Source organism: Umezawaea sp. Da 62-37, assembly GCF_032460545.1.
Taxonomy (GTDB): domain Bacteria; phylum Actinomycetota; class Actinomycetes; order Mycobacteriales; family Pseudonocardiaceae; genus Umezawaea.
Window position 1 is genome coordinate 4482934 of record NZ_CP135965.1, and the last position, 23705, is coordinate 4506638.

At 71.5% G+C, this 23705-nt stretch carries 20 protein-coding genes and 2 pseudogenes; 11 read left to right on the plus strand and 11 right to left on the minus strand.

Translation table 11 applies throughout. From position 1 onward, the window contains the following. Nucleotide 1 precedes the first annotated feature (1 nt). Together RM788_RS20075 and RM788_RS20080 are read right to left on the minus strand one after the other, a co-directional pair. The gene (locus RM788_RS20075; protein WP_315933245.1) at nt 2-1606 is read right to left on the minus strand and encodes a carboxyl transferase domain-containing protein; all 1605 of its coding nucleotides are present in this window, start codon (nt 1604-1606) and stop codon (nt 2-4) included. A 120-nt stretch (nt 1607-1726) separates the two neighbouring features. Next, the gene (locus RM788_RS20080) at nt 1727-2521 is read right to left on the minus strand and encodes an SGNH/GDSL hydrolase family protein (RefSeq protein WP_315933246.1); all 795 of its coding nucleotides are present in this window, start codon (nt 2519-2521) and stop codon (nt 1727-1729) included. A gap of 194 nt (nt 2522-2715) precedes the next feature. Between RM788_RS20080 and RM788_RS20085 the strand changes: the two genes are divergently transcribed. Together RM788_RS20085 and RM788_RS20090 are read left to right on the plus strand one after the other, a co-directional pair. Then, on the plus strand, nt 2716-3330 hold the full coding sequence (locus RM788_RS20085) for an SACE_7040 family transcriptional regulator (protein WP_399344141.1): 615 nt from the start codon (nt 2716-2718) through the stop codon (nt 3328-3330). A 166-nt stretch (nt 3331-3496) separates the two neighbouring features. Further along, complete coding sequence (locus RM788_RS20090; protein ID WP_315933248.1) at nt 3497-5668, plus strand: phospholipase A2; 2172 nt, start codon at nt 3497-3499, stop codon at nt 5666-5668. 21 nt (nt 5669-5689) lie between these two features. On the opposite strand, the pseudogene RM788_RS53005 reads toward RM788_RS20090, so the two are convergent. From RM788_RS53005 to RM788_RS20105, 4 genes and pseudogenes are all read right to left on the minus strand, one after another. After that, nucleotides 5690-6559 (minus strand): annotated as a pseudogene (locus RM788_RS53005) (acyltransferase family protein); the annotation flags it as partial. Beyond that, nucleotides 6556-7323, minus strand: coding sequence for an alpha/beta hydrolase (locus RM788_RS20095; protein WP_315933249.1), 768 nt, complete (start codon nt 7321-7323; stop codon nt 6556-6558). The gene RM788_RS20095 and the pseudogene RM788_RS53005, both read right to left, overlap by 4 nt. A gap of 51 nt (nt 7324-7374) precedes the next feature. Beyond that, on the minus strand, nt 7375-8028 hold the full coding sequence (locus tag RM788_RS20100; protein WP_315933250.1) for a response regulator transcription factor: 654 nt from the start codon (nt 8026-8028) through the stop codon (nt 7375-7377). Beyond that, the gene (locus tag RM788_RS20105; RefSeq protein ID WP_315934688.1) at nt 8025-9164 is read right to left on the minus strand and encodes a sensor histidine kinase; all 1140 of its coding nucleotides are present in this window, start codon (nt 9162-9164) and stop codon (nt 8025-8027) included. Before RM788_RS20105 ends, RM788_RS20100 begins: the two co-directional genes overlap by 4 nt. Nucleotides 9165-9332: 168 nt before the next feature. Between RM788_RS20105 and RM788_RS20110 the strand changes: the two genes are divergently transcribed. Then, nucleotides 9333-9833: a hypothetical protein gene (locus RM788_RS20110; RefSeq protein WP_315933251.1), complete on the plus strand. Its 501-nt coding sequence runs from the start codon at nt 9333-9335 to the stop codon at nt 9831-9833. A 257-nt stretch (nt 9834-10090) separates the two neighbouring features. Beyond that, nucleotides 10091-11665: a cellulose binding domain-containing protein gene (locus RM788_RS20115; protein WP_315933252.1), complete on the plus strand. Its 1575-nt coding sequence runs from the start codon at nt 10091-10093 to the stop codon at nt 11663-11665. Nucleotides 11666-11723: 58 nt separating this feature from the next. On the opposite strand, the gene RM788_RS20120 is transcribed toward RM788_RS20115, so the two are convergent. After that, on the minus strand, nt 11724-12794 hold the full coding sequence (locus RM788_RS20120) for a homoserine O-acetyltransferase MetX (protein WP_315933253.1): 1071 nt from the start codon (nt 12792-12794) through the stop codon (nt 11724-11726). Beyond that, complete coding sequence (locus RM788_RS20125) at nt 12791-14092, minus strand: bifunctional o-acetylhomoserine/o-acetylserine sulfhydrylase (RefSeq protein WP_315933254.1); 1302 nt, start codon at nt 14090-14092, stop codon at nt 12791-12793. The genes RM788_RS20120 and RM788_RS20125 overlap by 4 nt, the downstream gene beginning before the upstream one ends. Nucleotides 14093-14329: 237 nt before the next feature. On the opposite strand from RM788_RS20125, the gene RM788_RS20130 reads away from it, so the two are divergent. Next, nucleotides 14330-15367 carry a Gfo/Idh/MocA family oxidoreductase gene (locus tag RM788_RS20130; RefSeq protein ID WP_315933255.1) on the plus strand — a complete coding sequence of 346 codons (1038 nt, stop codon included), beginning with the start codon at nt 14330-14332 and terminating at the stop codon, nt 15365-15367. Here the strand turns inward: RM788_RS20130 and RM788_RS20135 are convergent. Next, nucleotides 15364-16059: an NUDIX hydrolase gene (locus RM788_RS20135; protein ID WP_315933256.1), complete on the minus strand. Its 696-nt coding sequence runs from the start codon at nt 16057-16059 to the stop codon at nt 15364-15366. The genes RM788_RS20130 and RM788_RS20135 overlap by 4 nt on opposite strands. Nucleotides 16060-16143: 84 nt before the next feature. On the opposite strand from RM788_RS20135, the gene RM788_RS20140 reads away from it, so the two are divergent. The 4 genes and pseudogenes from RM788_RS20140 (at nt 16144) to RM788_RS20155 (ending at nt 19527) form a co-directional block, all read left to right on the plus strand. After that, entirely contained in the window at nt 16144-17106 is a 963-nt protein-coding gene (locus tag RM788_RS20140; protein WP_315933257.1) for an SPFH domain-containing protein, read from the plus strand. After that, nucleotides 17103-17972 carry an NAD(+)/NADH kinase gene (locus RM788_RS20145; protein WP_315933258.1) on the plus strand — a complete coding sequence of 290 codons (870 nt, stop codon included), beginning with the start codon at nt 17103-17105 and terminating at the stop codon, nt 17970-17972. The genes RM788_RS20140 and RM788_RS20145 overlap by 4 nt, the downstream gene beginning before the upstream one ends. Nucleotides 17973-17998: 26 nt before the next feature. Next, nucleotides 17999-19246: pseudogene (gene rdmE / locus RM788_RS20150) on the plus strand (aklavinone 12-hydroxylase RdmE); the annotation flags it as partial. A 65-nt stretch (nt 19247-19311) separates the two neighbouring features. Further along, nucleotides 19312-19527 (plus strand): aromatic-ring hydroxylase C-terminal domain-containing protein, encoded by a 216-nt coding sequence (locus tag RM788_RS20155; RefSeq protein WP_315933259.1) that lies wholly within the window; start codon nt 19312-19314, stop codon nt 19525-19527. On the opposite strand, the gene RM788_RS20160 is transcribed toward RM788_RS20155, so the two are convergent. Further along, nucleotides 19487-20782 carry an MFS transporter gene (locus RM788_RS20160; RefSeq protein ID WP_315933260.1) on the minus strand — a complete coding sequence of 432 codons (1296 nt, stop codon included), beginning with the start codon at nt 20780-20782 and terminating at the stop codon, nt 19487-19489. The two genes, RM788_RS20155 and RM788_RS20160, sit on opposite strands and share 41 nt — an antisense overlap. 133 nt (nt 20783-20915) lie before the next feature. Between RM788_RS20160 and RM788_RS20165 the strand changes: the two genes are divergently transcribed. Further along, nucleotides 20916-21290: an SSI family serine proteinase inhibitor gene (locus tag RM788_RS20165; RefSeq protein WP_315933261.1), complete on the plus strand. Its 375-nt coding sequence runs from the start codon at nt 20916-20918 to the stop codon at nt 21288-21290. Nucleotides 21291-21614: 324 nt separating this feature from the next. Further along, complete coding sequence (locus tag RM788_RS20170; protein WP_315933262.1) at nt 21615-22103, plus strand: glutathione peroxidase; 489 nt, start codon at nt 21615-21617, stop codon at nt 22101-22103. 581 nt (nt 22104-22684) lie between these two features. Here RM788_RS20170 and galE read toward each other — a convergent pair. Beyond that, the gene (gene galE, locus RM788_RS20175) at nt 22685-23632 is read right to left on the minus strand and encodes a UDP-glucose 4-epimerase GalE (RefSeq protein ID WP_315933263.1); all 948 of its coding nucleotides are present in this window, start codon (nt 23630-23632) and stop codon (nt 22685-22687) included. Between the last annotated feature and the right edge of the window lie 73 nt (nt 23633-23705).

Sequence of the window (23705 nt, forward strand, 5' to 3'; positions counted from 1 at the left end):
CTCACATCCGGAAGATGCCGTAGGAGACCGGGTCCAGCGGCGCGTTCGCCGCCGTCGACAGCGCGAGCCCGAGCACCACGCGGGTGTCCATCGGGTCGATCACGCCGTCGTCCCACAGCCGGGCCGTGGAGTAGTACGGGTTGCCCTGGTCCTCGTACTGCGCGCGGATGGGCTCCTTGAACGCCTCCTCGTCCTCCGCCGACCACTCGTCGCCGAGCTGGTCGCGGCGCACGGTCGCCAGCACCGAGGCCGCCTGCTCGCCGCCCATCACGGAGATGCGGGCGTTCGGCCACATCCAGAGGTAGCGCGGCGAGTACGCCCGGCCGCACATCGAGTAGTTGCCCGCGCCGAACGAGCCGCCGATCACGACGGTGAACTTCGGCACCCGCGCGCACGCCACCGCCGTCACCATCTTGGCGCCGTGCTTGGCGATGCCGCCCGCCTCGTACTCGCGGCCGACCATGAACCCGCTGATGTTCTGCAGGAACACCAGCGGCACCGAGCGCTGGTCGCACAGCTCGATGAAGTGCGCGCCCTTGACGGCGGACTCGCCGAACAGGATGCCGTTGTTGGCGACGATGCCGACGGGGTGCCCGTGGATCCGGGCGAAGCCGGTGACCAGCGTCGCCCCGTACTCCTTCTTGAACTCCTGGAACCGGCTGCCGTCCACGATCCGCGCGATCACCTCGCGCACGTCGTAGGGCGTGCGGCTGTCGGTGGGCACGACGCCGTAGAGCTGCTCCGGGTCGACCGCGGGCTCCTCGGTCGGCTCCAGCGCCCACGGCCGCTCGGCGCGCGGGCCCAGCGTGCCGATGATCGACCGGACCATCCGCAGCGCGTGCCGGTCGTCGTCCGCGAGGTGGTCGGTGACGCCGGAGGTGCGCGAGTGCAGGTCGCCGCCGCCCAGCTCCTCGGCCGTCACGACCTCGCCGGTCGCGGCCTTCACCAGCGGCGGACCGCCGAGGAAGATCGTCCCCTGGTTCCGGACGATCACGGCCTCGTCGCTCATCGCGGGTACGTACGCGCCGCCCGCGGTGCACGAGCCGAGCACCGCGGCGATCTGCGAGATGCCCCGGCTGGACATGGTGGCCTGGTTGAAGAAGATCCGCCCGAAGTGCTCGCGGTCCGGGAACACCTCGTCCTGGCGCGGCAGGAACGCGCCGCCCGAGTCGACGAGGTACACGCACGGGAGGTTGTTGTGCAGCGCCACTTCCTGGGCGCGCAGGTGCTTCTTGACGGTCATCGGGTAGTACGTGCCGCCCTTGACCGTGGCGTCGTTCGCGACGACCACGCACTCGCGGCCGGACACCCGGCCGACGCCGGTGATGATGCCCGCGGCGGGCGCCTCGTCGCCGTACATGCCGTCGGCGGCCAGCGGCGAGAGCTCCAGGAACGGCGAGCCGGGGTCGACCAGCGCGTCCACCCGGTCGCGCGGGAGCAGCTTGCCGCGCGCCACGTGCCGTTCCCGCGACTTCTCCGGCCCGCCTCGGCCCGCCTTCGCGAGCTTGGCGCGCAGCTCGTCGACCAACGTGGCGTGCTCCTTGGCGTAGCGCTGGAACGCCTCGCCGGACGGATCGGCGGTCGTGCGCAGGACCGGGGCGTCCATGGGCTCCTCGCGACGGTAGTTAGCAGCCGTTAACCTCCGTCGATGTTAGCGCTTGTTAACCACCCCGTCCACACGAAGGGGGCCGGGTCGACGACCCGGCCCCCTCGTCGTGCGCCCGCGTCAGCCGGTGGCCGCGGTGAGCGCGGGCAGGTAGCCGAGCTTCTGGCCGTTCTTGTTCGGGTGGTAGGACTCGTCCACGGGGAAGCTGAGGCTGTTCAGCCACCAGTCGCCGGAGCAGATCTCGTGCCCGGTGAACGCCGTGCGGACGTCCTGGTAGCTGAACGCCTTGGCGCCCGCGCGGCCCGAGATGACCGTGGCCAGGACGTCGGACGCGGAGTTGATCGCCGCGCGCTTGGTGTCGCTCAGGCCGACGTTGCACGAGCCCGGCACCTTGTAGATGCGCGGGTAGCCCAGGACGACGACCTTCGCGGACGGCGCCTTGGCGCGGATCTGCGCGTACACGTTGTCCAGCAGACCCGGCAGCGTGTTCTGGGCGTAGGTCTTGGCGGTGTTCGTGCGGTTGACGCAGTCCTGGTCGGAACCGAACGTGCAGGTGGTGATGACGTCGGTGAACCCGGCGTCGTTCCCGCCGATTGAGATGCTCGCGAGCGTCGTGGAGGCGCTCAGGGAGGCCACCTGGCCGCTCAGGACATCACCCGTACGTGCACCGGAACATGCCACGAACGTGAACGAGCTGACCGAGTGGGCGGCCGCCCAGAGCGCCGGGTAGGCGTAGTTGCTGCGCTTGCAGCTCCCGCTTCCGGAGATGTAGGACCCGGTGCCGAGACCGGACGAGTAGGAGTCGCCGAGGGCGACGTAGTTGACCGCCGCGGGCGCGGCGGCCGCAGGTAGCGCCGTCGACAGGGCGGCGGCCGCGGCGAGTGCGGCGACGAGCAGGGAACGGACAGGGCGCATCGGGGTCTCCCCAGGAGAGCAGCACAGGTGTGATGCCAAGCACATCAATTGCTACCAGGCAGTACGCCTATATAAATAGACCGGGTCAAGAGTTAACGATGCGTGAACCGATCGTGTGAATGGTCCGCGGCGGTCCACCCGCGCGGCCCCCGTGACCAGGAATGGTTAGCGACCGCTAACCCGGTGCACCTAGGATGGCCGACGTGTCGCCAACCGAGGCCGCGAAGCCGAACCGCCGCGAGCAGATCCTGACCGCCGCCGCGGAGCTGTTCGCCCGCCACGGCTTCCACGGGGTGGGGATCGACGACATCGGCGCCGCCGTGGGCATCTCCGGTCCCGCGCTGTACCGGCACTTCCGGAGCAAGGACGCGATGCTCGGGGAGATGCTGACCTCGATCAGCGAGCGGCTGCTGGACGGCGGCCTGGCGCGGGTCGACGCCTCCAACGGGCCCGAGGACGCGCTGCGGGCGCTCGTGGGGTGGCACGTGGACTTCGCGCTGGACGACCCGGCGCTCATCACCGTGCAGATCCGGAACCTCGCCAACCTGACCGACCCCGACCGGCGGCGGGTCCGCGCCCTTCAGCGCCGGTACGTCGAGGTCTGGGTGGACACGATCCGGCGGACCGTGCGGGAGGTCGACGAGCCGACCGCGCGGGCGGCGGCCCACGCGGTGTTCGGTCTGATCAACTCCACGCCGCACAGCGCGCACCTCGACCGCGATCAGATGGCGGCCCTGCTGTCCCGGATGGCGCTGGCGTCGGTCACCACGGCGGGCGTCCTGGAGGCGGACGCCTCGCCCGTCGTCTAGGAGGCGGGACCCGGTTCACACCGGAAATCGGATTGCACCACTTCGGCGTGGCACGAATTGATCGAATGGTTCAATTCACGCCCGTAGCAGTTCTTCACATGCTCTGACCTGCGGTTCAATTCCCGACTGGCGAGCGGGCGTTGTCATTCCGTAACCTGGCGTTCCCATGGTTGACGCACCGGCAAACGACAGTGGCGGGTGGCCGGGTCTCCGGCTCCTGTCCCGCTTTCCCACGTGGTTCCGCTTCCTGGTGGTGACGCTCGTCGTCTTCGTCTGCGGCGTGATCGCCTCCCGACCCGCGGGCGCGACGGACGACCGCCCGCTCAGCGGCGAGGTGGCCGCGGCGGCGAAGGCCGTGCAGGCCATGACGCACCCGAGCCGAACGCACGACCCCCTCGACGACTTCCCCGCGGATTTCGGCCAGGTGCAGGGGCGCAGCCCGATGGTGGTGCGGACCGCCGACGGATCGCTGAGGGCGTTCCACCCGGACGGCGAGTGCTCCGGGCCCGCGGGCGAGACCGAATGGGACTTCAGCCTCGCGTGCAAGGCGCACGACCTCGGTTACGACCTCCTGCGCTACGCCGAGAGCAAGGGCCAGCCGCTGGGTCCGGACGCGCGCCGGGACGTCGACGCGCAGCTGTCCAGGGACATGCAGGCCCGGTGCCACGAGAACCCGCGCGGTTCGGAGTCGCAGTGCCGGGCGGTGGCCCAGCTCTACGCGGGCGGGCTCGGGTTCAACTCGTGGCGGCAGCGGTGGGGGCCACCGGGGCACGAACCGGTGCTCGCCTGGGGGTTCGGCAGCGCGATGGTCGTCTTCCTGCTGCTGGCCCGGCTTCCGGGGCGGCGCCGCAAGGAGACCGCGCCCGCGGAGTTCGAGCCGCGCCCCGCCTCGCAGGACCGGTACGCGACGTTCCTGCGGCTGGCGAGCCTGGGACTGGTGGTGCTCGGCCAGTCCGTGCTCACGGTCATGCACTGGGCCGGGGTGAGCGCGAACTGGCTGTGGCTGCTCACCTGGGCGCTCCAGGCCGTCACGGTCTTCTTCTTCGCGGGCGGCCACGCGAACCTGTTGAGCTGGCAGGAGGTGCAGGCCGACCACGGCGGGTACGGGCGGTACCTGTCCAGCCGGATCTCGTGGCTGCTGCGGCCGGTGCTGGGGTTCGTGCTGGCCTGGCTCGTCCTCCCCCTCCCCCTGGAACTGCTGGACGTGCCGAAGGTGCGCGTGGAGGCGTTCGGCAGGCTGATCGCGTACCCGCTGTGGTTCCTCGGCGTGTACCTGGTCGCGGTGGCGGTGACGCCGCTGATGGCGTGGCTGCACGGCAGGCTGCGCCTCGGCACGCCGTTGGCGCTGGTGGTGGTCATGGTGTCGGTGGACGGCGTCCGGGCGGTCTTCGACTGGCGCACCGGCGGCTACCTGAACCTGCTGCTCGGCGCGGTGTTCCTCCAGCAGTTGGGCTTCTTCTACGCCGACGGCAGCCTCCGGCGGATCTCCCGCAAGGTCCTCGGCGTGGTGGCGTCGCTGACCGTGCCCGTGCTGCTGGCGCTGATCACCTACGGCGGCTACCCGCGCACGATGATGGCGCTGCCCGGCGAGGCGTCGTCGAACCTGAGCCCGCCCACGGTGTGCCTGCTGGTGCTGGCGATCGGGCAGATCTGCCTGGTGGCCCTGCTGCGCGACCGCACCTCAACCTGGCTGGCGGGCACCCGGCAGTGGAACGTCGTCGCGTTCGCGCGCGCCGCCCCGATGACCGTGTACCTGGGCTACCTGACCGTCCTCGCCGCCGTGGTCGGCGTGCTCGGGCTGCTCGACGCGCCGGACGCCGCCGCGTTCACGGTGGCCGACTGGCTGGCCCGGCCCCGGTGGCTGGCCGTGCTGGTGCTGCTGCTGATGCCGGTCCTGCTGCTGTTCCACCGGTTCGAGCGGCACGCGTCGCTGTTCCCCGGCGCCCGCTGGACGACGGCGGAGTCGCACCGGTCCCGGCTCGCCGCCACGCTCGGGGTCGCGTTCGGGGCGCTCGGGGTGCTGGGTTTCGTCGCGACCGGGTTCGCCGGGACCAGCGCCACGCTGATCGTGCTCCAGGTCGACCCGCTGCAGAACCTCGTCCACCTGCTGCTGGGCTGGTACCTGCTGCACACCGCGCGGGCGGGCACCTGCCACGGCCGCCGTTCGTGGCTGCTGGCCGCGATGGCGTGCGTGCCGCCGCTGCTCGTGCTGGAGCCGAACACCCTCGGCGTCGTCCTGCACGTGGCGACGATCGTGCTGGCGCTGATGGCCGCCGTGTCGAAGCAGCACCCAAGTGACAAGGCCGAACACCGGCAGCCACAGGAGGCGCTGGTGTAGCCACCGCGGGCCGTCGGGCGCGGTGTGCAGGCCCGGCAGCCTGCCGAACGCCGAACCCAGCAGCGCCACGGCCAGCAGGGCGCTCTGGTGCGCCAGGAACAGCGGCAGGGCCATCCGGTTCACCCACGCCACCACCCCCGGCAGGAACGCGGGCCGCAGCAGCAGCACGAGACCGATCTGCGCGAACGCCAGGGCGAGCGTCGCGAGGTTCGGCGGGAGCAGGTTCGACCGCTCGCCGGGCACGCCGACCGCGCTGGCCGAGTACCCGCCGAAGCGCACCAGCAGCGAGTACCCGGCGACCCCGGCCACCAGCAGCGGCGTCCCCCACGAGCGCCGCGATCCGAGCCTGGACACGGCGATGCCGAGCTGCCACGGCGCCCACCAGACCGCGAGGACGTTCACCGCGCCGATCTCCGGCAGCGCCAGCGCCACCGGCAGCACCACGGCCGCCACGCCGAGGTGCCGGTCCAGGAACCGGAAGGCGGGCGTCAGCGCGGACAGCGCCAGGTGGACGCCCAGGAACCACAGCGGCGTGACGACCAGGTGGACCACGGCCTGCACGGTGTTCTGCGGGACGCCGCGCATCGCCAGCCCGAGCAGCACGACCGCCCAGACCCCGAGCAGCACCGCGACGGCCACCGCGAGCCGCCGCGCCTTCGCAGGCAGCGGCGACGTGGACCGGGCTGCCGCGAACCCGCCCACGAAGAAGAACAGCCCCAGCGTCTGGAGCACCCAGCTCAGCGGCGTGAACGACGGCATCGTCCGCAGCGGGCTGTCGATCGTGAACCCGTCCGCGCCCGCCACCAGCGACGTGACCAGCCAGTGCCCGGTCACCACGCCGACGACCGCGATCGCCCGCACCGTGTCGATCACCGGATCGCGCCCGGTCATCGCGCGTCCCCGACCACGATCCGCGCCATCGTCCGCAGCGCGGCGCCGCCCGCGCGGTAGTAGTCGTCGTGCCCGCCCTCGCCCGCGTCGAACACCCGCGCCCCGAACGCCCCGCTGGTCGGGTCGGTGCCGTGGCCGAGGTCCCACAGCCGCGCCTTGGGCACCCACTTCATCCAGTCGCCGGACGCCCTCGCCGCCCACACCCGCGCGCTCGTCCCGAGTTCGGCGACCGACCCGGCGCGCACGCCGGGGCTGCCGGTGAACACGATGTCGGCCACGTCGAGGTGCGGCGCGGCCAGCGCGCAGACGACGGACCCGTAGCTGTGGCACAGCAGGTGGACGTCCGCCGCCGGGGGCAGGTCCCGCACGAACCCGGCCAGCGACTCCGCGCCCGCACGGGCCAGCCGCCCGGTCGCCGCGTCCACGCCCACGCCCTCCGGGGTGTCGTAGCCGAGCCACGCCACGACCGCGAGGTCGTCCGGCCGCCCCGCCGCCTCGTGCACCGCCCGCGCCATCGCGAGCACCCCGCCGAACCGGGGAACGTCCACATCGGACCCCGGCACCACCACCGCGATGTGCCTGGCGCGCAGCGGATCCCCCAACGCGGCCACCAGCCTTCCCCTGCCGTGCGGGTCGAAGCGCAGCACCCGCACGTCGTCCGCCAACGCGGGCAGCGCCTGGACGCGGGTGTCGCCACCGGCCCACGAGGTCATCGGCGGGGTGAGGACGAGCAGGGCGGTGAGGAACGCGATCGTCTTGGCCATGACCGAAAACTAGGAAGACCACGGCCCCCGTTCCGTCACCCCGGAGAGCCACTACCCCGGTACCACGAGACCGCTCTCGTACGCCGCGATCACGGCCTGCGCGCGGTCGCGGAGGGCGAGCTTCGCCAGCACCCGGCTCACATGCGTCTTGACCGTCTGCTCGGCCAGGAACAGGTGCCCGGCGATCTCGGTGTTCGACAGCCCCTGCGCCACCAGCCGCAGCACCTCGGTCTCCCGCTCGGTCAACGCCGTCAGCGCGCGCGGCCGGACCCCCTGCACCGGCTGGGACTTCACGAAGTCCTCGATCAGCCGCTTGGTGATCGACGGCGCGAGCAGCGCCTCGCCGCGGGCGACGATCCGGACGGCGTCGAGCAGCTCGCGGGCGGGCGCGTGCTTGAGCAGGAACCCGCTGGCACCGGCCCGCAGCGCCTCGTACACGTAGTCGTCGAGGTCGAAGGTGGTCAGCACCAGCACCTTCACCGGGTGCTCGTCGGCGGCCAGCAGCCTGGTCGCGGCGAGCCCGTCCATCTCCGGCATCCGGATGTCCATCAGCACCACGTCGGGCAGCAGCCTCCGGACGGCGGCCACGGCCGTGACGCCGTCGCCCGCCGAGCCGACGACCTCGATGTCCTCCTGCGCGTCCAGCAGCGCGGAGAAACCCTCGCGCACCATCTCCTGGTCGTCGACCACGAGCACCCTGATCACTTGTCCCCCAACGGAATCCGCGCCAGCACCTCGAACCCGCCGCCGCCCGTCGCCCCCACCGTGAGCGCGCCGCCGTGCACCGCGACGCGTTCCCGCATCCCGGCCAGGCCGTGCCCACCGCCACCGCCCAGCGAGGCGCCACCGCGGGTGTTGCGCACCAGCACCTCCAGGTGGCCGCCCTCGGACCGCAGCACGACCGACACGGCACCGCCGGGCGCGTGCCGGGCCGCGTTGGTCAGCGCCTCCTGCACGATCCGGTACGCCGTCAGCCCGACCGCCTGCGACACGTCCAGCGCGGGCATCTCCACGCCCGCGCCCGCGCGCTCGGCGAGACCGGGGACCTCGTCCAGCCCCGGCTGCGGCGCCCTGTCCGCCTCCTGGTCCGCGCCGCGCAGCACGCCGAGCAGCCGCTGCATGTCGGTGATCGCCTCGCGGGCGGCCTCACCCAGTTCGGCGAACTCGCGCACGCCCTCCTCGGGCAGGCCCGCGATCCGGTAGGGCGCGGTCTCGCAGCGCACGACCACCATCGACATGTGGTGCGCCACCACGTCGTGCATCTCGCGGGCGATCCGCGCGCGCTCCTCCAGCGCGCCCTTCTCCGCCCGTTCCAGCTCGATCACCTGCTCGGCCCGGCCGCGCGCGCCGAACGTGTACGCGACCAGCAGGATCAGCACCAGCACGATCGACGACTCCCAGTAGAAGCCCGACCCCCTGAGCGCCGCCGCGTACCCGAACGCCGCCAGCGTGAGGACACCCGCGGTGACCACCACCGACCGGGAGTGGTGCAGCGCCACGACCAGCACCACGGGCACGTAGAAGCACCACTGCCAGCCCGACATCAGCGGCGCGGCGGACCCGTGCACCACCAGCTCGACGAACAGCCCCGCCGTCCCGAGCCGCCAGGCGTCCAGCGGCGACCGGATCATCAGCCCGTACGTGGCGACGATGACCACGAAGTAGACCACCCAGACACCGTCGTGGTCGTACTCGCGCACGTAGTCCGCGCTCGCCACGATGGCGACCACGAGCGAGTAGACGATGATCACGGCATGGCCGACGCGGGTGAGGTTGCCGGGCACGGCGCCGAGGACCGGCGTGCGGTCCCGCAGCGCCACGACCTGGAACAAGGTGCGCATCACCAGCCGATGCTAGGGCGGTCAGGCTCGCGGGACATGCACCCGTGGAGCGACCTACCCCGGTATCACCCGCGACAAGCCATTGCGGCATCCGATCACCAGCGGGTAGGCAGTGAGCAGGGACCGGGCGATCGGACGCCGTCGGGCGAAGTGTTGAAAGATGGTGGAATGACCTCGCAGCATGATCCGGATCGCTGGTCGCGGCTCACGGCCGTGGCGGGCGAGGCCCTGGCCGCGGCCAAGGTCGGGGAGGACGCTGTCGCGGTCGACCTGGTCACCGGGTTCCTCAGCGGGTCTCCCGAGGGCAACGAGGAGATCAGGGAACTGGTGCTGCTGCTGTTCTCCGAGTGCAGCGGCATGGTCGCGGCGCTCGGCTCCGGCGGCGCCACGCCGGTGAAGATGCAGGTCTTCGACGAAGACGGCCAGGAGGTCCCGATCGACGACGCGGACCCGCCGGTGCGCACGGCGATCCGCACCCTGCTGGCCGAGGTGCACGGCGACGAGGAAGCGGCCGCGGAGCAGATCGAGATCGCGTTGGCGAACGGCGCCCCGCAGGAGTTGGCGACGGTCGTGCTCCAGGCGCTGCGGTGGACGGTGAAGCTCGCCGCCGAGTGCCGGACGCGCGACCTGGAAGTGCCGGACTGGATCGCCGACTCCCTGGAGGAGTGACCGCGTTCGGCCTGGCAGAGCCCTAATGGGGAACTCAGGGACCACCCCGTCACCTGTTCGTCGTGATGCGAACAGGACAGTTGTCCGGATTTTCGGGAACGTCGTCCCGGTAGGGCCTGCGCGAATGCGGCCGCGACCGGTCCGAGCCCTTGACAAGGGATTTGGTCCAGACCAGTGTCTGTCCCTGACCAGCCCCGACGTTCCCGAGGCGCTACGGGCGGTCACCCTGCACCCCGCCATCCCATTCAGGGAGAACCATGAGACTCCGCTTCGGCGCCCTGCTGACAGCGAGCGCGTTGGCACTCGCTTCCCTCACCTCCCCCGCCGCCTCCGCCGCGGGCGGCGTGACCGCGACGTTCGTCAAGACCAGCGACTGGGGATCCGGCTTCGAAGGCCGGTTCACCGTCGCCAACGGCGGCTCCAGCGCCCTGACGAGCTGGCGCGTCGAGTTCGACCTGCCCTCCGGCACCGCGATCAGCAGCGCCTGGGACGCCACGCTCACCCGATCCGGTGACCACTACGTCCTGGTGAACAAGAGCTACAACGGCGAACTCGGCGTCGGCGCGTCGGCCGCGGTCGGCGTCATCGGAACGGGTTCCGGCGCGCCCGGCAACTGCACCGTCAACGGCGGCTCCTGCGCCGGTGGCGGCAGCGGTGGCGACACGACCGCGCCCAGCGCCCCGACCGGGCTCCGGGCGACCGGGACCACCAAGGACTCGGTGTCCCTGAACTGGACCGCGTCGACCGACAACGTCGGCGTGACCGGCTACGACGTCTACCGCGACGGCTCGGTCGCCACGACCGCGACCGGCACGTCCGCCACGGTCTCCGGCCTGTCCGGCGGCACCGCCTACGCGTTCACGGTCAGGGCTCGCGACGCCGCGGGCAACACCTCCGGTTCCAGCAACCAGGTCTCCGCCACCACCCTGCCCGGCGGCACCGACCCCGGTACCGGTTCGAGGACCGCGGCCCCGTACCTCTACATGGGCTGGGGCAGCCCGCCCAGCCCGACCGCCGTCATGCAGGCGACGGGCGTCAAGTGGTTCACCATGGCGTTCGTCCTGTCCTCCGGCGGCTGCACCCCCGCGTGGGACGGCAGCCGACCGCTGTCCGGCGGCGTCGACGCCGCCGCCATCGCGGAGATCCGCCGCAACGGCGGTGACGTCGTCCCGTCGTTCGGCGGCTGGAGCGGCAACAAGCTCGGCCCGAACTGCTCGACCCCCGAGGCGCTCGCGGGCGCGTACCAGCAGGTCATCAGCGCCTACGGCCTGAAGGCGATCGACATCGACATCGAGAACTCCGACGAGTTCGAGAACGAGACCGTGCAGGACCGCATCCTGTCGGCGCTGAAGATCGTCAAGCGGAACAACCCCGGCATCCAGACCATCGTCACGTTCGGCACCACGACCACCGGCCCGAACTACTACGGCGGCAGGCTGGTCGACCGCGCGAAGGCGCTCGACGCCGGTATCGACGTCTTCACGATCATGCCGTTCGACTTCGGCAGCTCGAACGTCCAGACCGACACCGTCAACGCCGCCACCGGCCTGAAGAACAAGCTGAAGACCACGTTCGGCTGGTCCGACGCGGTGGCGTTCAACCACGTCGGCATCTCCGGCATGAACGGCGTCTCCGACCAGCGGGAGATCACCACCGCCACCGCGTGGACCGGCATCCGCGACTGGTCGAGGTCCAACGGCCTGGGCAGGCTCGCGTTCTGGTCCGTCAACCGCGACCGCGCCTGTCCCGGCGGCGGCAGCGAGCTGAGCGCGTCCTGCAGCGGCATCGTCCAGAACGACTGGGACTTCACCCGCATCACCGCGGGCTTCTGAGCCCCCCCGCCGGACGCCCCCGACGGCGTTCCGACGAGGAAACCGGGTGCCCTCCGACCTACGCGTCGGAGGGCACCCGCGTCGGGAGCAGTTCGCGGACGAGCGCGCCGACCTGTTCCGCCTCGATCAGGAACGCGTCGTGCCCGTACTCGGAGGTGACGACCCGCAGGTCGTCGGCGGTGGTGATGCCCGCGGCCAGTTCCGCCTGCTGGGCGAGCGGGAACAGCCGGTCGCTGTCGATCCCCGCGACGATCGTGCGCGCGGTGATCCGGCTCAGCGCCGCCCGCACCCCGCCCCGGTCGCGCCCGACGTCGTGGCTGTTCATCGACTCCGTCAGCACCACGTAGCTGTCCGGGTCGAACCGCCGGACCAGCTTCTCCGCGTGGTGGTCGAGGTACGACTCGACGGCGAACCTCCCGTCCCCCTGCGGCTGTCTGCCGAACCGGGCGGCCAGCTCCGCCTCCGTCCGGTAGCTGATGTGCGCGATCCGCCGGGCCACCCCGAGTCCCAGCACCGGATCCGCCCGAACGGCGTGGACCTGCGCGGACGCCAGCGCGATCTGCTCGGCCGAGGACGCGGCGGGGGTGGCCAGCAGCAGCAGCGACCGCACCCGGTCGGGCTCGCCGACGGCCCATTCCAGCGCCCGCATCCCACCCATCGACCCGCCGAGCACCGCGGCCCACGCCCCGATCCCCAGCCGATCGGCCAGCACGACCTCCGCCGCCACCTGTTCCCGCGCGGTGACCAGCGGGAACCGGCTTCCCCACGGCTCACCGTCCGGCGCCGCCGACAACGGCCCCGTGCTGCCCTGGCAGCCGCCCAGCACGTTCGGCGCCACGATGAACCACCGCGCCGGGTCGAGCGCCTTCCCCGGCCCGATCAGCGCGTCCCACCACCCCGGTGTCGGGTGCCCCGGCTCGACCACCCCGGACGCGTGGCTGTCCCCGGTCAGCGCGTGCAGCACGAGGACCGCGTTCGAGCCGTCCGCGTTCAACGTCCCACGGGTCTCGTAGGCCAGCCGGAAGCCGGGCAGCCCGGCGAGCGGCCCGTCGTGGCCGATCCACAGCCGCCGCCCGGCGGGATCCCCCTCGCGCCACCCGCCGGTGGCGCGAGGGGACGCCGCGGTCACTGGGCGGACTTGGCGGAGCGGAACCCCGCTTCCAGATCGGCCTTGAGGTCCTCGATCCCCTCGATGCCGACCGACAGCCGCACCAGTCCGGGCGTCACACCGGTCGTGACCTGCTCGTCCGGCGACAGCTGGCTGTGCGTGGTGCTCGCCGGGTGCACGATCAGGCTGCGCACGTCGCCGATGTTCGCGAGCTGGCTGAACAGCTCGGTGCCGTCCACGAACGCCCGGCCCGCGTCGACGCCGCCGCGCAGCTCGAACGACACGATCGCGCCCGCCCCCTTGGGCAGGTACTTCCGCGCGTTCTCGTACCAGGGGCTCGACGGCAGCCCCGCGTAGTGGACCTTCTCCACCTCGTCGCGCTGCTCCAGCCATTCGGCCAGCGCCTGCGCGTTGGCGACGTGCTTGTCGATGCGCAGCGACAGGGTCTCGATGCCCTGGATGATCAGGAAGCTGTTGAGCGGGGCGATGGCCGCGCCGGTGTCGCGCAGCAGCTGCACGCGCAGCTTCGCGGCGAACGCGCCGGGACCGAGCGCCGGCCAGTACTGGAGACCGTTGTAGCTCGGGTCCGGCTCGTTGAAGTCCGGGAAGCGGTCCGTGCCGAAGTCGAACGTGCCGCCGTCCACCACGACGCCCGCGATCGTCGTGCCGTGGCCGCCGAGGTACTTGGTCGCCGAGTGCACCACGATGTCCGCGCCGTGCTCGATCGGCCGCACCAGGTACGGGGTGGGCACGGTGTTGTCCACGACCAGCGGCACACCGACCTCGTGCGACACCTCCGCCACCGCGGTGATGTCGAGGACGTGCGAACGCGGGTTCGCCAGCGTCTCGGCGAAGAACAGCTTCGTGTTCGGCCGCGCCGCCGCGCGCCACTCGTCCAGGTTGTCGGGATCATCCACGAAGGTGACCTCGATGCCCAGCTTCGGCAGCGTGTAGTGGAACAGGTTGTACGTGCCGCCGTAGAGGGACGCGCTCGACACGAAGTGGTCACCCGATCGGGCGAGGTTCAGGATCGTCGCGGTCACGGCCGCCGAGCCGGACGCGAACGCCACCGCCGCCACACCGCCCTCCAGCGCGGCCACCCGCTGCTCCAGGACGTCCTGGGTCGGGTTGTTGATGCGGGTGTAGATGTTGCCCGCCTCGGCCAGGCTGAACAGCGCGGCGCCGTGCGCGGTGTCCCGGAAGACGTAGGACGTCGTCTGGTAGATCGGCGTGGCGCGGGCGCCCGTGGCCGGGTCGGGCGTGGCGCCTGCGTGGACCTGCTTGGTCTCGAACGACCAGGCCGTGGGGTCGGCGGACATGGCTGTCTCCTGTTTCGTAAAGGTTTTCACGCTGGTGGGAGAGGGGTGCGATGGGATGGGACGAGGTCGATCAGCCGAGGCCGCGACAGGCCATGCCGGTCACGCGCACGTCGTCCACGTGCCGCCGTGCCACGAGCGGGCCCATGTCCTCGACGTTAGTGCCGTGTGCACATCCTGCAACAGGGCGTCCAGTTCGTGGGACGCCTCCGGTCGGCGGAACGCCTATCGTGTCGTTGCATGCGCACCGCACTGATCGGCTACGGCCTCGGCGGCTCGGCCTTCCACGCGCCGTTCGTCCACACCACACCCGGACTCGAACTGAGCGCCGTCGTCACCGGCGACCCCGGCAGACAGGCGGAGGTGCGGGCGCGCTACCCCGAGGCGGAGATCCTCCCGTCCATCGACGACGTCTGGGCGGGCGACTACGACCTCGCCGTCGTCACCACCCCCAACCGCTTCCACCACGCGCACGCCCGGTCCGCTTTGGAGCACGGCCTGCACGTCGTCGTCGACAAGCCCTTCTCCGGCACGGCCGCCGAAGCACGCGCGCTGGTCGACTTCGCCGCCGCGCAGGGCCTCGTCGTGGTGCCGTTCCACAACCGACGGTGGGACGGCGACTTCCGCACCGTGCAGAAACTCCTGGCCGACGGAGCACTGGGCGACGTCCACCGCTTCGAATCCCGCTTCGAACGCTGGCGCCCTGCGGTGAAATCCACCTGGAAGGAATCCGGCGACCCGGCCGACCTCGGCAGCATCGTCTTCGACCTCGGCACCCACCTCGTCGACCAGTCCATCGCCCTCTTCGGCCCCCCGGTCGAGGTCTACGCCGAAATCGCCACCCTCCGGGCCGGAGCCCAAGCCGACGACGACGCCTTCCTGTCCCTGACCCACCGCGACGGAACCCGCTCACACCTGCACATGGGCGCCCTGGTCGCAGACCTCGGGCCGAGGTTTCGCGTACTGGGCGACAAGGCCGCGTACGTGAAGTGCGGAATGGACCCCCAGGAAGACCTGCTCAAGGCGGGCACCACACCGGGCGGCGACGGCTGGGGCGAGGAACCCGAGTCGGCCTGGGGAGAACTGCGGGCAGGCGGCGAGTCGTCGCCGGTCCGGACCGAGCCGGGCGCCTACCAGCTGTTCTACGCGGGAGTCGCGAAAGCGGTCCTGCACGGAGACGCGCCGCCGGTCGACGCACGCGACGCGGTGAGCGGGCTCGAGGTGATCGAGGCAGCGGCGGAGTCGGCCCGTACGCGGCAGGTCGTGGTGCTGGCCTAGGTGCTCCGGGGCATGGGCGGATGCAGGGTCGTCGCGGTGCCCCGGCGGAACAGCTGGGCCGGGCGGCCGCCGTCCCGCGTGGTGGTGCTGCCGGTCGGCACCAGCAGGTCGGTGGCGCCGGTGACCTTGCGGTGGAAGTTGCGCGGGTCCAACTCCGCGCCCCACACCAGCTCGTAGACCCTGCGCAGTTCCGCCACCGTGAACTCCTCGCCGCAGAACGCGGTGGCCAACGGCGTGTACTCCAGTTTCGCGCGGGCCCGCTCCAGCCCGTCGGCCAGGATCGCGTCGTGGTCGAAGGCGAGTGACCTGCCCGCTCCCAGGTCCGGGACGGACTCCACCGGCACCCACCTCGCTTCAGCCGCGTCCGTCCCCGCCTCCGGCGTGGGCAGATCAGGCGCCAGAGCCAGGTACGCCACCGTCACCACCCGCTGCCGCGGATCCCGCCCTGGCGCCCCGTAGCTGCGCAGCTGTTCCAAGTGGACGGTCCCCACCGCCAACCCGGTCTCCTCCTCCAGTTCCCGCGCCGCCGCCTGGTCCAGGTCCTCGTCCGGCCGCACGAACCCACCCGGCAGCGCCCACTCCCCCAGGTACGGCCCCTCGCCGCGCCGCACCACCAGCGCGCACAGCCGCTCCTCCCTGATCGTCAGGACGACCAGGTCCGCGGTCACGGCGAAAATCGGGTAGCGCTCCATGCGACGATCATATCGTCAAGTTGACGAAAACGCGTCACGACACATATCGTCGCTCCGACGATAAGATCCCGAGGAGGCACCACCATGGCCGACATCACCGGCTACCCCGGCCTGCGACACCTGCGCGGCACGCCGACCGTGCACGTGCGGCACCTCAAGCACGGCAAGGTCGTGCACGACGGGACCGGGCTGTCGTTCTGGTTCCGGCCGCGCAGCGCGGTGCTGTCGGAGGTCCCGGTGGACGACCGGGAGCTGCCGATGCTGTTCCACGCGCGCACCGCCGACTTCCAGGACGTGACGGTGCAGATGACGGTCACCTACCGGGTCGCCGACCCGGCGCTGGCGGCCAGCCGCGTCGACTTCTCGATCGACCCCGGCACCGGCGCGTGGCGGGGTGATCCGCTGGCGCAGATCGCGGGACTGCTGACCGAGAGCGCGCAGCAGCACGCGCTGGACGTGCTGGCGCGGTCGCCGTTGGCCGCGGCGCTGGTGGACGGCGTGCGCGCGGTCCGCGACCGGGTGGGCGAGGGGCTCGGCGGGGACGGGCGGTCTGCGCAGACCGGGATCACGGTGGTGGACGTGCGGGTGGTGGCGATCAGGCCGGAGCCCGAAATGGAGAAGGCGCTGCGGACGACGGCGCGGGAGCAGGTGCAGCAGGAGGCGGACCGGGCGACCTACGAGCGGCGGGCGCGGGCCGTGGAGCGGGAGCGGGCGATCGGGGAGAACGAGCTGCAGAACCAGATCGAGCTGGCGAAGCGGGAGGAGCAGCTCGTGGTGCAGCGCGGCACGAACGCGAAGCGGCAGGCCGAGGACGCGGCGGCGGCCTCGGCGATCGAGACCGAGGCGAAGGCGAACACCCTGCGGGAGCTGGGCGAGGCGCGGGCGGCGGCCGAGTCGGCGCACCTGGCCGCGTACCGGGACGTGTCGCCCGCGCTGCTGCAGGGCTTGGCGCTCAAGGAGTTCGCGGGCCACCTGCCGAAGATCGACAGCCTGGTGATCACGCCGGACATGCTTGCGCCGCTGCTCGCGAAGCTGGGCGCAAAGTGAGCCTGCCGCCGCGGATCGTCGTGGTGCACCGGCGGACCGAACTGGCGGACCTGCTGGCCCGGCACGGGACCCGCGGGCAGGTCGACTTCTTCCTGAGCACGCGCGGCCGCACGCTCGACGAGGTGACCCGGCGCGACGCGGCGGACCAGGCCGCGCTCGCGACCGTGTCGGCGGCGATCCCGCTGGACTGGCGGCGCGGCGGCGTGGAGCGCGACGACCTGGCGCGGTTCCTGTTCGCGCCGGAGGACGTCGTGGTGGTCGTCGGGCAGGACGGGCTGGTGGCGAACGTGGCCAAGTACCTCGACGGGCAGCCGGTGATCGGCGTGAACCCCGCGCCCGGCGGCGTGCTGGCCCGGCACGCGCCCGCCGCCGCGGGGCGGTTGCTGCGGGCGGTCGTGGACGGCACCGCCGTGGCGGAGGAGCGCACGATGGTCGAGGCCGTGTCGGACGACGGGCAGCGGCTGCCCGCGTTGAACGAGGTCTACATCGGCCACCCCGGCCACCAGACCGCGCGCTACCGGATCGCGGGCCTGGAGCGGCAGGCGTCGTCGGGGGTGCTGGTCGGCACGGGGACCGGGGCGACCGGGTGGTGCGGGTCGGTGTGGCGGGAGCGCGGGAGTTCGGTGGTGCTGCCCTCCCCCACCGAGCGGCGGCTGGCGTGGTTCGTCCGCGAGGCGTGGCCGTCACCCGGCACCGGGGTCGAGTGCACCGAGGGGTCGCTGACGGACTCGCCGCTGGTCATCGACGTGGAGTCGGACGGGCTGGTGGTGTTCGGCGACGGCATCGAGCAGGACTCGGTGCGCCTGGGGTGGGGGCAGCGGGTGGAGATCGGCCGGGCGCGGACCACCCTGCGTCTTGTCAACTGAAACTCTTAGTGTCTAAGATACTTTTCATGGGAGACAAAGATGTGCAGGTGCTTGTGGTCGGGACCGGTCTCGGTGGGTTGTCAGCCACCCTTTTCCTGGCCCGACAGGGGATTCGCGTGCTCGGCGTCGCCAAGCACGCGCACACGGCCGTCCACCCGAAGGCCACGGGCCAGACCCCGCGGACGATGGAGATGATGCGGCTCGGGGGTGTCGAGGACGCGGTGATGGCGGGCAGCGTCGGCGGGATCGTCATCAAGATCGCCGAGAGCCTCAAGGGGAGGGTGTTCCAGACGATCGTGCCGGACGAGGACGAGTTCGACCTGTCCGCGCTGTCACCCGCCCCGTTCGGCATGGCCTCGCAGGACCACGTCGAACCGGTGCTGCTGGACCGCGCCCGCGAACTCGGCGCCGAGGTGCGGTTCCGGACCGAACTGGTGTCGTTCACGCAGGACGACACCGGTGTCACCGCACGGCTGCTGGACCTGCCGACCGGGCGGATCGACACCGTGCGGGCGGACTACCTCATCGGCGCCGACGGCCACCGGGGCAAGGTCCGCGAGGGCCTCGGCATCGAGCGGCACGGCCGAGGGTCGCTGTCCCACCACATCGGGATCGTGTTCGACGCTGACCTCACCGGCCACACCGCGCCCGACAAGACCACCCTCTACTACTTCCAGAACCCCGCGTTCACCGGCGCGTTCGTCACGACGAACACCGAGCGCCGCAACGTGTTCACCATCGAGTACCACCCGGAGCGCGGCGAGTCCACGGCCGACTACCCCGAGCAGCGGTGCGTCGAACTGCTGCGGATCGCCACCGACGTGCCGGACCTGGAGCCGACGATCGTCGACATCGCCCGCTGGGAGATGGCCGCGTGGATGGCGGACCGGTTCTCCTCCGGCCGGGTGTTCCTGGTCGGCGACGCGGCGAAGGTGACGCCGCCGACCGGGGGCATGGGCGGCAACACCGCCGTCCAGGACGGGTACGACATCGCGTGGAAGCTCGCCGCCGTGCTGAAGGGCGAGGCCGGGCCGGGACTGCTGGCCAGCTACGACCAGGAGCGCAGGCCTTACGCGCAGGCCGTGGTCGACACCTCCTACCACAACTACGTCGAACGCCTTGCGCCGCAACTGAAAGGGCCGGACGTCCCGGCGGCGATCGACCCGATCGAGCTGGGCTTCGGCTTCCGCTGCCTGTCCGGCGCAGTCCTCGCCGAGGACGACGACGTGATCGAGAACCCCTACGAACCCAGTGGCCGCGCGGGTTTCCGCGCACCGCACGTCGTCGTGGAACGCGACGGAGCCCCGGTGTCCATTGTGGACCTGTCGGCCACGGGTGGGTGCTGGTCACCCTCGACCCGGCGTGGAAGGACTGCGGCGTCGAGGTTCCGGCGCTCACCGACCCGACCGGGCAGCTCGCGGCCAAGTACGGGATCGGTGAGCGCGGAGCCTCCCTGGTCCGCCCGGACGGCGTCGTCGCGTGGCGCAGCCCGGACCTCGTGCTCGACCCGGCGGCTAGCGTTCGGCAGGTTCTGGACGTCGTGCTCGACCGCTGATCGTCTCACCGATCGCCAGGAGGCACAGCCCGCTGACCAGCGCGCCGCCGACGAGGTAGAGCGACACCGGCCAACTGGCGTGGTCGGCGGTCAGGCCGAGCAGCGCGGCGGCGATCAGCGGGGACAGGCCGCCGCCGAGCACCGCGCCCAGCTGGTAGCTCACCGACACCCCGGTGTAGCGGATCTTCGGGCCGAACAGCTCCGCGTAGTACGCGGGCATCGGCCCGAAGATCGCGGCCGACCCGGCGAACCCGATCACCATCGCCAGCACGACCAGGCTCGGCTGGCGGGTGTCGAGCAGCCAGAACAGCGGGAACGCGAACACCGCCAGGAACCCCGCGCCGCCGAGCATCACCGGCAGCCGCCCGACCCGGTCGGACAGCCGGGCGAACAGCAGGATCGCGACGGCTTGGGCGAACGCGCCGATCAGCGTCGCGTTGAGCAGCACGGACCGGGGCATGCCGAGCTGCTTGGTCCCGTACGACGCCGCGAACGTGGCCAGCATGAAGATGAACATGTTGAACCCGAAGTTCACGCCCGCGCCCAGGAGCACCGTGCGCCAATGGCCGCGCAGCACCTCCACAATCGGCAGCCTCACGGTCTCGCCCCTGGCGCGGGTCGCCCGGAACACCGGGCTCTCCTGCACCGACAGCCGCACGTACAGCCCGACCCCGACCAGCACCAGGCTGAACAGGAACGGCACCCGCCAACCCCAGTCCAGGAAATCGTCGCCGGAGACGCTGACCGACAACGACATCGCCGCGCTCGCCAGCAGCAGCCCCAGCGGCGACCCCAGGAACGTCCAACTGCCGTACCACCCGGCCCGCTCCGGGGGCGCGTGCTCGACCACCATCAGCGTCGCCCCGCCCTGCTCGCCGCCCAGGAAGAACCCCTGCACCAGGCGCAGCAGGACCAGCAGGACCGGCGCCAGGAGACCGACCGACGAGTACGTCGGCAGCACCCCGATCAGCGCCGTGCACACGCCCGTGACGGTCAGCGTCATCACGAGCATCGCGCGCCGCCCGATCCGGTCGCCGAAGTGGCCGATCACCGCGCCGCCCAACGGCCGGGCGAGGAACCCCGCGCCGAACGTGGCCAGCGACAGCAGCGTGCCGATCCGCTCGTCGAACGACGGGAAGAACAGCTTGTCGAACACCAGCGCGGACGCGGTGCCGTAGAGCAGGAAATCGTAGAGCTCCACGGCGTTGCCCGCGGAACTGGCGAACGCGACCCGACGCACACCTGGTGTCCCCATCGCCCCAGCGTGCCGAGTCGATCTTGTCCTGACCAGACCGCGCCCGAACCCGCGTGACCACCGGGACCACCCGATCCGGTGTTACCGCCGAGTTGGGTCGTGGATCGGCGGCGCCGCGCGCCAGTGTGGACGCATGGCACCACTCCCGCTCCTCCTGGCCGCGCTCCTCCCCTTCAGCACCCTCCCGCCGCCCGCCGACCTCGTTCCCGCCTCCGCGATCGTGCTGTCCGTGACGGACGGCGTGAACCGCGTCCTGCGCACGGTCGACCTCCAGTGCGAGCCGGTCGGCGGCACCCACCCCCGCGCCCAGGCCGCGTGCGACTCGCTGGACCGCGTCGACGGCCACATCGGCGCCCAATCGGACGGCAACCCGATCTGCACGCTCGTCTACGACCCCGTGCGCGCCACCGCCACCGGCACCTGGCACGGCCAACCGCGGAAGTTCGACCAGACGTTCTCCAACACCTGCGTCATGCACGGCAGGACGGGCGACGTGTTCCAGTTCTGAGAGGTCGTTCCCTAGGGGTCTACGCGCAGACCAGCCCGCTGGGGCAAGGCTCGATCCGCACCCCCTGGGACAAGTTCCCCCAATCGAGTGACGGCTATGGCATTTCCCCAGGTCGCGGCGGTCGTCGGAAGCGTGCATACTCCTCTGTAGAGGCACACGAACCCCGCGATCAACAGGGATAAGCGGATTCGTGGAAGCGCTCTCAACGTTGTGGGAAACAGAGCAGTCACCACCCACCACCACGGTCACCGCACGCCCCGGTCGACCGCCGGTCCCCCGACGTAGGGTGAAGGGAGACGAGTCAACTCGAAGGGCGACGAAGACTTGAGCATCTACGACATTCCGGTCAACACGATCTCCGGCGAGCCCACCACGCTGGCGCCGCTGCGCGGCAAGGCGCTGCTCGTCGTGAACGTGGCCTCCAAGTGCGGGCTCACGCCGCAGTACACCGGGCTGGAGCAGCTCCAGAAGCAGTACGGCGAGCAGGGCTTCTCCGTCGTCGGGTTCCCGTGCAACCAGTTCGCGGGCCAGGAGCCGGGGACGTCCGAGGAGATCGAGACGTTCTGCTCCACCACGTACGGGGTGACGTTCCCGCTGTTCGAGAAGGTCGAGGTGAACGGCGACGGCCAGCACCCCGTGTACGCGGAGCTGACCAAGAAGGCCGACGCCGACGGCGCCGCCGGTGACGTGGCGTGGAACTTCGAGAAGTTCCTGATCAGCCCCGAGGGCGAGGTCGTCGCCCGCTTCCGCCCGCGCACGACGCCCGACGACGAGGCCGTCGTCAAGGCCATCGAGGCCGTGCTGCCCGCTTGACGTGCCGGCCTGATGTGCTGGCCGCCTGACCTGCCCGTCTGACGTGCTGGCCTGATGTGCTGGCCGCCTGACGTGCCCGTCTGACGTGCTGGCCGCCTGACGTGCCCGTCTGACGTGCTGGCCGCCTGACCTGACGTGCCCGTCTGACGGTGCTGGCCCGACGTGCTGACTAACGTGCCCGTCTGACGTGCTTGCCTGCCTACCTGACGCGCCAGCCTGATGTGCTGGCCTGACGTGCCCGTCTGACCTGCGCCGGGGAGCCCTGCGGTCCGGGGCTCCCCCTCCGCTCATGCGGTCCGGCCACGCCGCCCATCCACGTGGCCTGGGGCTCCCCGTCCGTTCGTGCGGTCCGCTTCATGCGGTCCGTTCACGCGGTCGGGGGCTCTCCGTCCGCTCACGCGGCCCGTTCATGCCGCCCAGGCTCGCGCCATCCCGTCACGCGATCCTGGGCTTTCTGTTGTCCACACCGTCCCAGCCACGCGGTCCGCGACTCGCCGTCAGGCCGCACCGCCCAGCCGCACCGCCCAGCACACCGCCAGGCCACACCACCCGGCCACGCCGTCCCGGACTCCCCACCCCGCTCACCCGCGGTGGAACGCCCAGGCGTCGGCGATGATGTCGCGCAGTTCGGGCTTCGCCTGGCGCCAGCCGAGTTCGGTGCGCGCCTTGTCCGCCGACGCGACGCTGGCCACCGCGTCGCCCTCACGCCGCGGCGCCGTCCGGACCGGGACCGGGCGGCCGGTCACCTCGCGGACCGCGTCGACGACCTCGCGGTTGGAGAAGCCGCGGCCGTTGCCCAGGTTGTAGATCTTGTGCTTGCCGGGCTCGGCCGCTTCCAGTGCCAGGACGTGCGCCGTGGCCAGGTCCTCGATGTGGATGTAGTCGCGGACCGGGGTGCCGTCCGGGGTGGGGTAGTCGTCGCCGAACAGCAGGAACTCCTCGCGCCTGCCCGCCGCCACGTCCAGCACCATCGGGATCAGGTGGGTCTCCGGTGTGTGCCGTTCGCCGAGTTGTCCGCTGGCGCCCGCCGCGTTGAAGTACCGCAGGCTCACCGCGCCGAGGCCGGACGCCTGGCACTCCCACGGCAGCATCATGTCCACAATGGACTTGCTGGCGGCGTAGGGGTTCTGCGGGTCGACCGTCGACTCCTCGGTCAACGGCTCAAGTCCCGCCGAGGCGTACATCGAGCCCGTCGAGGAGAAGATCAGCCGCTTCACGTCGTTGGTGCGCATGGCGTCCAGCAGCGACATGGTGCCGCGCACGTTGACGTCGAAGTAGAGGTCCGGCTTGCACACCGATTCGGCGACGGAGATCTTGGCCGCCAGGTGCAGGACGCCGTCGTAGGTCGGGTCCAGCACCTGCGCCGCCGCGCTGAGCGGCAACTCGTGCAGCACCGCGCCGTCCGGCACGTTGTCGGCGAAGCCGGTGGACAGGTCGTCCAGCACCTCAACGGCGTGACCCGCGGCCAGCAGCGCCACGACCGTGGCACTGCCGATGTAGCCGGCGCCGCCGGTGACCAGCAGCTTCATCCGAGACTCCCGAGTTGTGGTTGCCGATTCGGATCCGACACTACGCGGGCGCCCGGCACCGCCTCGCGGTGCG

Coding starts and splice junctions, on each gene's coding strand:
- RM788_RS20075 (WP_315933245.1), bottom strand. CDS start 1,606: ATGGACGCCCCGGTCCTGCGCACGACCGCCGATCCGTCCGGCGAGGCG.
- RM788_RS20080 (WP_315933246.1), bottom strand. CDS start 2,521: ATGCGCCCTGTCCGTTCCCTGCTCGTCGCCGCACTCGCCGCGGCCGCC.
- RM788_RS20085 (WP_399344141.1), top strand. CDS start 2,716: ATGGCCGACGTGTCGCCAACCGAGGCCGCGAAGCCGAACCGCCGCGAG.
- RM788_RS20090 (WP_315933248.1), top strand. CDS start 3,497: ATGGTTGACGCACCGGCAAACGACAGTGGCGGGTGGCCGGGTCTCCGG.
- RM788_RS20095 (WP_315933249.1), bottom strand. CDS start 7,323: ATGGCCAAGACGATCGCGTTCCTCACCGCCCTGCTCGTCCTCACCCCG.
- RM788_RS20105 (WP_315934688.1), bottom strand. CDS start 9,164: ATGCGCACCTTGTTCCAGGTCGTGGCGCTGCGGGACCGCACGCCGGTC.
- RM788_RS20110 (WP_315933251.1), top strand. CDS start 9,333: ATGACCTCGCAGCATGATCCGGATCGCTGGTCGCGGCTCACGGCCGTG.
- RM788_RS20115 (WP_315933252.1), top strand. CDS start 10,091: ATGAGACTCCGCTTCGGCGCCCTGCTGACAGCGAGCGCGTTGGCACTC.
- RM788_RS20125 (WP_315933254.1), bottom strand. CDS start 14,092: ATGTCCGCCGACCCCACGGCCTGGTCGTTCGAGACCAAGCAGGTCCAC.
- RM788_RS20130 (WP_315933255.1), top strand. CDS start 14,330: ATGCGCACCGCACTGATCGGCTACGGCCTCGGCGGCTCGGCCTTCCAC.
- RM788_RS20135 (WP_315933256.1), bottom strand. CDS start 16,059: ATGGAGCGCTACCCGATTTTCGCCGTGACCGCGGACCTGGTCGTCCTG.
- RM788_RS20140 (WP_315933257.1), top strand. CDS start 16,144: ATGGCCGACATCACCGGCTACCCCGGCCTGCGACACCTGCGCGGCACG.
- RM788_RS20160 (WP_315933260.1), bottom strand. CDS start 20,782: ATGGGGACACCAGGTGTGCGTCGGGTCGCGTTCGCCAGTTCCGCGGGC.
- RM788_RS20165 (WP_315933261.1), top strand. CDS start 20,916: ATGGCACCACTCCCGCTCCTCCTGGCCGCGCTCCTCCCCTTCAGCACC.
- galE (WP_315933263.1), bottom strand. CDS start 23,632: ATGAAGCTGCTGGTCACCGGCGGCGCCGGCTACATCGGCAGTGCCACG.